The following is a 9,669-nucleotide window of genomic DNA, read 5'->3' as shown; positions in this document are numbered from 1 at the left end:
CGCCCGTCGAATACGAGACCAACCACTACATGCAATCCACGAAACCCCAGGTCACAACCACAATCTGAGATCTCTACCGAACCCGGGGCGGTTCACATCGCGGCGTACGGTGCATGCCTGCTCATTATCGGGTCAGCTCGCACGCGCCGCTGTCAGCTGGAGGAATAGGTAGAGCGATCGTGCGGGCGTCGGCCACTGTCAGTGGGCGCTGGCAGTATGGCTCCAGTCATCGCCACCTCACCGGACGGGGCGTCCCTTGCGCGAGATTGTCTACTTGTCGGACAGCAAACTGCGACAGTTCGTCCCTGAGCCGCGGCGTGCCCCGCGTTTGGGTGCGCTTCGCCTGACCACGCCTCTAGGCGGCATTGACATGGACACGCCGACTGCAGACAGCAAGCAAGGTCAACTACGGCACCTACGTGAGGTGAACAAACACGTCGCGCTCCTTGCGGACTGGTACACGGAGCCCCAACTACGCCCTGGCCAGTGGGTGCAATTCGAAGCGCCGCTTCGCTGCGTGACGTTCAGCGACACCCACCAAGATCTCGTCCTGTTCGTGGAGCCGGCACGTGAAGGGGGCACCGACGGGCGCTGCCGTCTGTTGATGCATGGGTCGGTCCAGCATCTGCGCGGCTGGAATGCGATGCCGGTCGAAGGTCTCGCGCCGGACGCGATGAACTCGGCCTCCAGCTTGGGCAGCGCTTTCATAGCAAGGGCCGGGCAGGTCGTCGACGCACTCATCAGGCACCGTGACACGATGGCGACCGATCAGATCTCACGCCCGACAGCAGCGCGCCTGCATGGCCAAGACGTACAGGACCTGCTGCACGCACTGGATGACACGGACGACAGCATCGACACCTCCGCTGTGATGACCGGGTATGCGCGGGTCACTGGGCTCATCCCTCGCACCTATGCCACTTCTCGGTGCGTAGTGGCAAGCCCGCTCGTCGTTGAGTACACGGCGGGCGACTTGGAGCTCGCGGACAATTAAGGTCTGCGCTTCTTGGCTCTACGTCACGTAGGTCGTCTGATGCTCTCGGACCGAGTACTGACAAGCGCCGCGCCACCTGTTGGTCACCAACCAAGTACGGCATGTTGCACCGTGTGACTGGGTAAGTCTGGCAGTCCGAAGCGGGGCAGGGCTGGGGGACGATCGTGGGGTGGCGTGAGGAGATCACGGCGGTACTCGGTGAATGGATCGCTTTGGAGGGAGGCGCAGGCAGAGCGGCGCGTTGGCAGCGGATCGGGCGGGCGGCCCGGACTGGTGAACCCGGCCAGTACGCGGTGGACTTGCGCGGCACTGACATCGGGCCGGACCAGTTGGACAGTCTGCGACTGGCCGGGCCTGATGACCGGGCCATCGAGAAGGACGGCTTCAGCGTCTCCGAGACGGTGCAGAACGGATCCCTGCTCACCTTGCGTGTGGCCGAGTTCGCCGACATCACCGACGCCCACCTATGGATGCTGAAGCAGCCGCCCACCTTCCTCATCGAGGCCTTGCGCGACGGCATCGCCCAACTGGGCGAACACCCGCTGGCCGCTTCCCTGGCAGCCCGCAGTATCGGCGGGGCTCCAGGAGCGGAGCCGGACCCGCCTGGTTTCCACCCAGCCCAAGCAGACGCCTACCGGGCATGCCTGGGCGAAGGCGTTCATCTGGTGTGGGGGCCGCCGGGGACCGGTAAGACCACGGTCCTCAAACGCGCCATCGGTGACCTGCTCGCCCGGGACGAGCGGGTGCTGCTGGTCTCTGCGACCAATGTCGCTGTAGACAACGCCCTGCTCGGGGTGGTGCGGGAGAAGCGCCACAGCCCGGGTGAGATCGTCCGCGTGGGCCCGCCACATCTCAAAGAGGTGGCGGAAGATCCTTCGGTGTCGTTGCCACTCATGGTCCGAAGCCGATTAGCGCAGACGGCTGAGCGCCGTAGCGCCGTGGAGGCTGAACTGGTCGAAATCCGCGACCGCGCCGGTCAACTTGCCGCCATGGACAGTGCACTCGCCGGGTTCGATGCAGCCGGATACTTCACGGCACTGCAGCTATTGCGCGCGCCCGGTCAGGACCTGGCATCCGCACTGGCCCTCAGCGACGCGGCCGACGACCGGTACGCGCAGGCCGCTCGCGGGATGGCCGAATCTGCGGGTGCGGCGAAGACAGCGTCGCACCGGGCTGCCGCAGCGGAGCCCTCGCGCGAGGTATGGCGCGAGGTGGATCGGCTCTGCGACGAGTCGGTCAGGATCCGGCAGGCTGCAGAACACCGAGCAGCTGATGCGTTGCTGGCCGCCGAGGAGTGCCGGCCCCTGCGGAATCAGGTGAAGCAGTGGGAGGCGAAGGGGACGGTGGCCCGCTGGCGGGCACGCCAGAAGCTTGCCGCACTCCAGGAGCAACTGGCTGACGCCGAAGAGCAGGCAGAGGCAGCGCGTCAGCAGTCCGTGGACGCGCACCATACCGCCGCCGCCCGGATCTCTGCACTCGATGCCCAAATCACGGCGCTGTCCGACTCCGTCCCGCTCAGCCGGGAACAGATCAGGCACCTCGACACCGAGGCCAATGCCACACGGGCGGCAACAGAGCGGGCACACAGGCTGTGTACCTCCGCCGAACGGGAAAAGAACCAGGCCACTGCGGCGGCTGTCGCAGCGCAGCAGGCCCAGACGCTGACCGAACAGGCCGCGAAGAAGAACTGGCCGACCCTGCACAACCGGGCCGAACGCCTCCGTCCACTTGTGGCCGCCGACAGCGCCCGCAAGCCGCAGCTGGAGCAGCAGTACCAGGACGTCCAGGAGGAATACGAGCGGCTGGCCCGCAACGCCCAGGGCGAGATCATCAAGAGCGCCAAGCTGGTCGCCACCACATTGGCCCGTTTCCGTACCAACCGGGCCGTCTTCGAGGGCCCCTATGACGTCGTCCTGGTAGATGAGGCCGGCGCAGCCACTCTGCCCGAGGTACTTCTGGCCACCGGCAAAGCCAATAGGGCTGCCGTCCTGCTCGGAGATTTCATGCAGCTCGGCCCGGTCATCCCGAGCGGCCTCAAAGAGCAGGAACGTGACGACATCAAACGCTGGCTGCTCCCCGGCGTCTTCCAGCACTGCGGCATCTTCGAACCTGCAGATGCCCAGGCACACCTGGCCTGCGTCACCCTGACCGAACAGCATCGCTTCGGCCCTGCCGTGATGAAACTGACCAACGGTCTCGCCTACGGGGGAATGCTGCGAGGCGGCTCCCAGACGCTTACGGAGCGGCCCGACAACGATCCCGAGATCGTGCTGATCGACACCGACGGCCTGCACGAGCTGGCCCGAGCACACTTGACCGGCAGCCGCAAAGGCTGGTGGCCGGCCGGCTCTCTCCTCGCGCGAGCTCTGGTGGAACTGCACCGCGAACAGGGCGAGGAGGCAGGGATCGCCACCCCGTACGGGGTTCAGGCCGAAGCCACCTTGGAAGCGCTACGAGACGTCGAAAGCTCCAGCGGCCGCCCCCTGGCCGAAGTCGGAACAGCACACAGGTTCCAGGGCCGGGAATTCGACGTCGTCATCTTCGACACCGTGGAAGGCGGCGCGGACAGCCGCGAACTATGGATGGCTCTCGCCCACTGCCAAGCCGACGCCGACGAGTGGAGGCGCAACGGCGTCCGCCTGTTCAACGTCGCCGTCACCCGCGTCAGAACCCGCCTCTACGTCATCGCCAGCGGGCAACGCGTCAGCGAGGCCCGGCCGGGAACAGCCCTGGCGGAACTCGACGCCCTCGTCGGCACCCGCGGCGTTCGAATACTTCCTGCCAAACACCTCATCACCCCGCCGCACGCGCCACCGGCTCACCGCGGGGAGTTCGGCATCGCTCTCGCCGAAGTCCTCAGCCGGCACGTCGAAGTGACCGACATCGACGACGAACGCGACTTCTACCTCACCTTCACCACCGAGATTCGACAGGCAAAACAATCCCTGTGGCTCTGGGCACCATGGGTGGCCAACCGGATCCGCTCCCTCCTGCCTGAACTCAAATCAGCAGCCGACCGCGGCGTACGCATCACCGTGTTCATTCGAGACGACACCGACCAACTCCAGAAAAGAGAAGCCAGCCAGGCACTCATCGCAGACCTGCGCACCGTTCGCCCAGACCGTCGTCCCCATCCACGTCATGCACCAGAAAATCGCAGTGCTCGACGAGCACACCGTCATGCTCGGCAGCCTCAACGCACTCTCACAGAGCAACACACGCGAGGTCATGCTGACGATGCGCGGCGGCTACTTCGCCCGCAAGCTACTCGCCCACGAACACGCGGAAACCTTCGCCCGGCCCCCCAAGTGCGGCAGGTGTAAAGGCGCAGAGATCGAAATCCGACGCTGGAAGAACACCTGGGTCTGGCGGTGCTACGCCACCGCATGCAAAACCAGTTCGCCCAGCGGCTCTAAAGCTTGGACCCGCGACATCCGGTTATAGCCGGATGCCAGCGGCGTCGGACTGGTCACATTGGCTGTAGGCCTACCCGAGAATGACTACTCGATGGGGACTGTAGGAAGAGCAGCTCTGGCCGAAAGCGGCATGAGGTTTTCCTCAGGGAGGCCAACGTCGGAGCCGCCAGCACGAAGCCGGGCCGACCTCAGGGCGAGACAGGCACGTTGTCTGAGGAGCCGGTCGAGGCGCTTAAGGCGGTCCCACCTTGACCATGCGCGTCAAGCCCCCGGACCCCGGTCTGTGGATGAGTGCGAGGCGGACGATGATGGCGTCGACGGAGTTGCATCCGAAAGGAGTGTCAGTGGGGGGCAGTACCGTCGGGGCATGACTGCATGGCCGCCAATTGATCGTGACGATCTTCGCAAGGCACGTGGTGACGCGGGCTTCGATACCGTCCTCCCGCTGCTGATCAGGCGCTTGATAGCCGAGACCGCAAGTGGGTTGGAATCCTTGGACATGCCGGGAGGCTCCGGCACCGCGGTCGGAGGTTTCGACGGCATCGTCACAGCGTCGGGACCGTCGGCGTTCGTGCCCGAGGGAACTTCGGTGTGGGAGTTGTCTGTTGGCGGCGGCAACAGCAAGGCCGAGGATGACTACGAGAAGAGGATCAAAGGCCCGAAGGGGCTCGCGACCCAAGACGTCACATACGTGGAAGTCGTCCTCGACACGTGGCGAGATGCCCGAACCTGGTCCGCGCTCCACGCCGAGGACGGTCGGTGGCGGGAGGTACGTGGGTACAACCTCGACGTGATCGACCTTTGGCTGGAACAAGCGCCTGCCACCACGGCATGGCTTGCTTCCCGACTGGAGAAGGCACAGCCGGGCGTGCGGTCTCTGGAATCGTGGTGGACTGACAATTGGCTCCGATCGACGCGCATCCCACTGGACCGGGCGGTGGTGCTGGCAGGAAGAGAGAAGGCAGCCGCCGACTTCAGCGCCCTACTCGCCACCGGGCGCTCGGTGATCACGCTAGGCGGCGATCTACGCCCCGACGAAGTCTGCGCCTTCGTAGCCGCTGCCCTAGAACAGCAAGGCATCCTGGGGGCCACTCAGGTGGGGGCGCGGGTACTGTTCGTTTCCGACAAGAACGGTATCGAGCAACTGCTCACGTTGCGCCAGCCCTTGATCTTGGTCCTCGCAGACCCGGCGCTCGCACGGGACATTGCACAGCAGCACCCTCACCAGCTGGTGTGGGCGGCGATGCCCGGCGGCCCGTGCGACGTGCACGTGCCGAGGCTCCACAGCCAGGTCATCGAGTCCCTGCTGCTCTCCGACGGCATGCCGAGCGAGCGTGCGGCCCGACTCGGCGCACTCGGTCGCCGCAGCCTGCTCGCGCTGCGGCGAGCCCTGGCCCACCACCCAGAGCCACTCACACCGGAACGGGCCTCGACGCTCGATGTGGTCCGCCGACGGCTGCTCCTGCTGAATTCCTGGAACGGGGACAATCGGGAAGACCGCCGTGTGGTTGGACAGTGCTCGGGACTTGGATACGAAGAGTTGCAGGAACGGGCCCGAGAGCTCGCCGCCGGATCCGACATCCCTTTCCTCGGCCATCAGGAAGAGATCTGGCACGTGCTCGCTGCCGAGGATGCCTGGACCTTGCTCGGTACATCCCTCACCAGCGACGATCTCCAATTTTTCCGAACGGCAGTCTTGGAGGTACTGACTGAAACGGACCCCACCGTCGACCTAGACCCTGACGAACGGTGGAGGGCGGGGGTGATGGGCGTGAGACGGTGCTTCTCACACACCCTTCGCGCAGGGCTCGCCCAGTCGCTCGCCCTCCTGGGCACCCTGGGCGCGGACCTACGGGGCCCCGGAGGCGTCACGGGAGATCGATGGGCACGGCTGCTGGTTCGTGATCTGCTGAAGCAGGCCAACGCTGATGACACGTACAGCCAGTGGCGTTCCCTGGGCGATGTGCTGACCTTGCTGGCTGAGGCCGCCCCGGAGGAGTTCATAGAAGCGATGCACGAGGGCCTCAGTGGCACCACACCTCTTCACACCGCCATGTTCACCGACAACCAGCCTGACAACATGGGGCTGGGATCCAGCTCTCCTCATACAAGGTTTCTGTGGTCCTTGGAGATCCTGGCATGGTCTCCGGAGCACCTCGATGACGCCGTCGACGTACTGACCGCGCTGGCTGTCGTGGACCCGGGCGGCCGGCTCTCGAATCGTCCCCTCGCGAGTCTGGTGGGGATTCTCAGCGCGTGGGCTCCCAACACGACCGCCCACGCCGAGGACCGCATCAGAGTGATCCGACGCCTGGTGCGGAGGCAGCCAGCACTCGGCCGCAAGTTGCTCCTCCAGCTCATTCCTGACAGTCACGCTATGCAGATGAGCCATCCTGGTCCGCGTTTCCGTGACTGGAAAAGGGACATCGTCGTCACCCCGCATGATCGATGGAGAGTTACCACCGCCGTGGTCGACCTGCTCCTGGACGAACTCAACGCCGCCCCCGAGCTGTATGTCGATCTGATCGGCAAAATCGACGTTCTCCCTCCCAAACACCGCGCTGAGGTCGCGCGACGGCTGACTGAGCTGGCCGACGATCTGGAAGATGACGATCGGCGTGCGGTTCTCCATCGCGCACTGCGCGATCAGGTTTCCCGGCACCAGGAGTTTGCGGACGCCGCGTGGGCCCTTCCTGCGGACGAGCTTCGCCCCCTCCAAGCCTCGTGCGAAGCGCTGGAGCCTCGGAATCCGGTGAAGCGGTACGCATGGTTGTTCCAATCCGGCTGGATCACGCTTGGCGACATCAGGCGCTGTGACAACTTCGCCGCCTATGACGCGGAACTCCTCGCCCGGCGGGCCGCAGCGGTCGGGGAGACAGTCGCGAACGGAGGGCTGGCGGCTCTCGTCGAGCTGGCTTCCGCCACCGAGTTCGCCGACCTGGTGGGCATCGCTCTGGCAGTGCACTCCGAGGACCATGACCAAGAGCTGCTGTCCTGGCTTGAGGAGGACGCCTCACCAGCCAAGGAGGTCGCGACTGGGTACCTGCGGCGGCGCATGTGGGCCCAGGGGAATGATCTCCGCGACAGGCTTCTTTCTCTCACAGAGGTTCCGCATGTTCAGGCAGTGATCCTGCGGCTCGCCCCGGATCCAGCCACCGCGTGGTCGAAGATCGCTGAACTCGGTCCGGAAGTAGCAGGACATTATTGGCGTGAGTTCTCCTACTTCGGGCTCGGCTCCGACTTCCCGCGAGCGCTTGATGCAGCCCGGTCGCTGTTGGGCGCAGGCCGCCCCGCAGCAGCGCTGGACCTGATCCTCCTGTACGACAGGCAAGGGGACAACGCAGAGGCCGCCGAGGTCGTCGTCACCGGGCTTGAAGACCTCATCGCAGGTAGGTTGAGCGATCCTGAGATCGGGCGACTCGGTTCACGTTTCCAGGATCTATTTGCGCTGCTGGCCCGGCACCACGAGCAGGTCGGGCGTCAACGCATCCTCAGTCTGGAGTGGCAACTCTTGCCTGCGCTTGGGTTCGACGCGAAGGCTCCAATCCTCCACAAGACGCTGGTTGAGGACCCTGAGGCGTTTGCGGATTTGGTGACGTGGTCCTTCCGCCCCAGCGCCACTTCCGAGGAGGACACGGCAGATGCCGTGGAACAGGAGAATAGACGCAATATCGCTAACCACGCCTACAGAGCCCTGCACACTTTGCGTACATGTCCAGGACTTACGGCCGACGGGACCCTCGACCCAGTTGCACTGCGCACGTGGGTCCTGACGGCACGGGCGGAACTGGCTGCCAGGGATCGTGCCAGGGTAGGCGATGTGCAGATCGGACAGGTACTTGCTTTCGCCCCGCGCGACCAGGACGACTTGCAGATTCCGGAAGTTGTCCGAGACCTACTTGAAGAGATCAATAGCAGCGATCTCGAACGAGGTCTCAGTATTGGTATCTACAACAAACGAGGTGTGGCCAGCCGGGGACTCCTGGATGGCGGAGTTCAAGAGTCGGAGCTAGCCCGGTCCTTCCGCGAGCAGGCCGAACGCGCACGCGCGTGGCCGCGAACCAGGAAGTTGCTCAGAGGGCTTGCGGAGTCGTACGAAGCTGACGCCCGGCGGGAGGACCAGGAGGCAGAGCGACGGCATCAGGGCCTGGAGTAGGCCCCCGCCAGGGCCCATTGCGAAAGCGCAGGCCGCACTCATTGGTGGCGATTGATACCGCACTCAACCGCGTGCCGCCACTTGTAGTCGTCGGCGGCGAAGCGTATAGATTCTGATCCGCGACGCCGTCACGACGCTACGGCCCCACTCCGGCATTGCTTGTCGCCGGGGGCTTAGAGGTCCTAACAGAAGCTGTTGATCATGTGACTTTCGGCTTCGGTGGTCGTTGGTCTGTTTGTGGGGAAACGACAGTCGCGGCCTTGGATCGTGTCGGATGAACTGTGGTCGCTCATCGAGCCGTTGCTGCCCGTGCCGGGTCCGAAGCTGGTGGAGGGCAGACCTAGAGTCCCGGACCGGCAGGCCCTGTGCGGGATCCTGTTCGTGCTGCACACCGGCATCCAATGGGAGTACCTGCCATAGGAGTTGGGCTTCGGCTCGGGCATGACCTGCTGGCGTCGCCTTGCCGCCTGGAACGAGGCCGGCGTGTGGGACGAACTGCATCTGGTGCTGCTGAAGCGGCTGCGGGCCGCGCACAAGCTGGACTGGTCGCGGGCGGTGATCGACTCCTCCCATGTCAGGGCGGCCCGGCGGGGCCCAAAAGCGGACCCAGCCCGGTCGACCGCGCACGGCCGGGCAGCAAGCACCACGTCCTCACCGACGCCCAGGGCATCCCGCTCGCGGTGTCGCTGACCGGCGGAAACCGCAACGACGTCACACAATTGCTGCCCTTGGTGGACAAGGTCCCGGCGGTCGCGGGTGTCCTGGGCCGGCCCAGACGCCGACCCGACGCGGTCCTCGCAGACCGCGCCTACGACCACGACAAGTACCGTCGCCTGCTGTGGGAGCGCGGAATCCGCCCGGTCATCGCCGAACGAGGCGTGGAACACAGCTCTGGCCTGGGGGTTTTCCGCTGGGTGGTAGAGCGCACGATCGCCTGGCTTCACGGCTTCCGACGGCTGCGGATCCGCTGGGAACGACGCGACGACATCCACGAGGCCTTCCTCGGCCTTGCTACCTGCCTCATCACACACCGCCACGTCCAACGCCTTTGTTAGGACCTCTAACTGGCTCTAACAAAAGCAGTTTGATCATGTGACTGCTGG

The 9,669-nt window shown here is 65.1% G+C and carries 3 protein-coding genes and 1 pseudogene; all 4 read left to right on the top strand.

All coding sequences use genetic code 11. The features are described 5' to 3' along the window. The first annotated feature begins 256 nt into the window (after positions 1-256). Positions 257-994, top strand: coding sequence for an SAVMC3_10250 family protein (locus tag ACFYO2_RS35820; RefSeq protein ID WP_388357722.1), 738 nt, complete (start codon positions 257-259; stop codon positions 992-994). A 299-nt stretch (positions 995-1,293) separates the two neighbouring features. Beyond that, positions 1,294-4,317, top strand: coding sequence for an AAA domain-containing protein (locus ACFYO2_RS35815; RefSeq protein ID WP_388357719.1), 3,024 nt, complete (start codon positions 1,294-1,296; stop codon positions 4,315-4,317). A gap of 460 nt (positions 4,318-4,777) precedes the next feature. Continuing rightward, a complete protein-coding gene (locus tag ACFYO2_RS35810) occupies positions 4,778-8,566 on the top strand; it encodes a hypothetical protein (RefSeq protein WP_388357716.1) in 3,789 nt (1,262 codons plus the stop codon). A 237-nt stretch (positions 8,567-8,803) separates the two neighbouring features. Beyond that, positions 8,804-9,621, top strand: a pseudogene (locus ACFYO2_RS35805) (IS5 family transposase). The last annotated feature ends 48 nt before the right edge of the window (positions 9,622-9,669 follow it).

This window comes from Streptomyces sp. NPDC006602 (genome assembly GCF_042870385.1).
Lineage (GTDB): Bacteria > Actinomycetota > Actinomycetes > Streptomycetales > Streptomycetaceae > Streptomyces.
Note: the sequence above shows the minus strand (reverse complement) of the source record. Positions and strands in the feature narration are given on the sequence as shown.

Bases quoted from the DNA above. Each gene is read 5' to 3' on its own strand.
- ACFYO2_RS35810 (WP_388357716.1), top strand. From the start codon at position 4,778: ATGACTGCATGGCCGCCAATTGATCGTGACGATCTTCGCAAGGCACGT.